Annotated in this window: 2 protein-coding genes; one reads left to right on the top strand and one right to left on the bottom strand. The window is 63.0% G+C overall.

The window, feature by feature from the left end; genetic code table 11:
* Window positions 1-736: MFS transporter (locus Q1X90_RS03360; RefSeq protein WP_300766539.1), on the bottom strand; the 736-nt coding region annotated here is incomplete at its 3' end.
* Window positions 737-1,484: 748 nt separating this feature from the next.
* Between Q1X90_RS03360 and Q1X90_RS03365 the strand changes: the two genes are divergently transcribed.
* Window positions 1,485-2,047: extracellular solute-binding protein (locus Q1X90_RS03365; RefSeq protein ID WP_300766540.1), on the top strand; the 563-nt coding region annotated here is incomplete at its 3' end.

A 2,047-nucleotide genomic window follows, 5' to 3' on the forward strand; every position in this document is an offset into this window, starting at 1 on the left:
CCAGTCCGGCCAGCGCCATCAGGGCGGGAGTCGCGGAGGGCGCGTACCCGCCCGCGGAGGTGAGCCAGCCCGAAACGTAGCTCCACCAGGAGAACAGGCCCGAGCTCCCTAGGAAAACGGCTCCGGCGACCAGCCATGGCCGCGGCGTGGACAGGAACCTGAACTGTCCCGCCAGTCCGGCGTCATGGATGGCTGCGAGATCGGGGATCCAGGCGATGGTGATGATGATCGTGGCGAACGCCCATGCCGCGAGAATGGCGAACGCGACCCTCCATGAGAGCGTCTCGCCCAGAAGCGTCCCCACGGGAACGCCGACCATGTTGGCTATGGTCTGTCCCGTCAGCACGGCGGACACCGCCGCCGCCTCGCGACCCGGCGTGGCGAGGCGCTTGGCGACGACGGAGGCCATACCGAAGAAGGCGCCATGCGGAAGCCCCGAGATGAGGCGGGCCGCGATGAGGACGGGATAATCGGGGGCGACCGCCGCCATGAGATTGCCCAGCACGATCAGCATCAGAAGGCCGAGTATGAGCCTTTTGGGGGGAACCGTGCGTCCGAAGACGAGGATCAGCGTGCCCAGGCATACTCCGATGGCGTAGGCGGAGATGAAGTGTCCGGCTGTGGGAATGCCCACATGCATGTCCGCCGCGGCGCGGGGAAGCACCCCCATCATCACGAACTCGGCGGCTCCGAGCGCGAACGCTCCCAATGCCAGAGCGGAGAGGCTTTTTCGCATGTTCTTCCCACAATCGTCCTCGGCGCGATGGCGGGATCGCGTCGCACGGCGGAGTCCCGGTGAAATGATAACGATGTAAAGACTCTCATGTCGGGGCGACGGATTCCTGGTCTACGGTGTGCCGATATGCGTTGCGTTCCGGTATACGTCCCATGTCCCGTCGTGCGTCCGCCGCCGCGCGCTGCGAGCCGTCGGTGAGAGTCATTCGCCGCCGCGCGCTGCGTGTGAGGATGCCGTCCGCGCGAATCGAAGGAATGGGCGTCGAAGGCCCGGTCGATCTCCTCGATGGTTCCATGGGATGATTGCGCGCCACGTCCCAATGCGGCGAATGCAGAGACCCCGCTGGTGATTCTGGTCGATTCCGGAGGTCCATTTCCTCTGCCGGATCGTGACCGCGAAACGTGTCGGTCTGAGTCGATGATCGGGAATTCCCGTGACGGTGATGCAGTCCGTTATCGCGTTCCTGCAGGTCGCGCTCGACGCCTTGCATCCCGTCGCTCCGGAACACGGCTGACTGCTGTTTATGGTGATCCGCATGAGGACCGTTCCGCGGGACGATAGCTTCTTTGACCGGATGCTGTGAGCCTGGGATGTCGTATTTGACAATGTGGCACACCGTAGTATCATCGGCAGTGTGGTACACGGGTGTATCACCAAGTGGCGATGAAGACGCTACACGGCAGGCCAATCGAATCCCGAGGTTTTCGGGTGCGGATAGGGCCGGGCCCACAGGGATTAAGGAGACAGTATGCGTGGAACGAGAAGAATCCTCGCCGCAGTCACGGCGGCAGCGTGCGCGGTTGGTCTTGCCGCCTGCGGAGGCAACGGCGGAAGCGAATCAAGTGCGTCCTCCAAGGAGGGGGCCACGGGACAGATCGTGTTCTGGGGATGGGATTCCGGGAATTCGATGAAGAGCATCATCGCGAAGTTTGAGAAGGCGAATCCCGGAATCACCGTGAAGTTCAACAACACCGGAACCGCGAACGATACATCCACGGCCCTGGCGAATGCCATCGCGGCGGGGAACGGGGCACCCGACGTCGTGATGCTCGAGGATCCCACCGTCACCCAGTTCGCCGTCACCAAGGGGCTTGTGGATCTCAGCTCCTTCGGCGCCGCGAAATACGAGGACGACTTCGCCGCGGGCCCGTGGAACAAGGTCCAATACTCCGGCAAGCCCTACGCCATGCCCATTGATTCGGGCCCCGAGATGTTCTTCTACAACAAGACGGTGTTCGACAAGGCCGGAGTGGACGCCAGCACCATCAAGACGTGGGACGACTATTATCAGGCCGCCAAGAAGATTCGTGC

Source organism: uncultured Bifidobacterium sp., from assembly GCF_949292005.1.
Classification (GTDB): Bacteria; Actinomycetota; Actinomycetes; order Actinomycetales; family Bifidobacteriaceae; genus Bifidobacterium.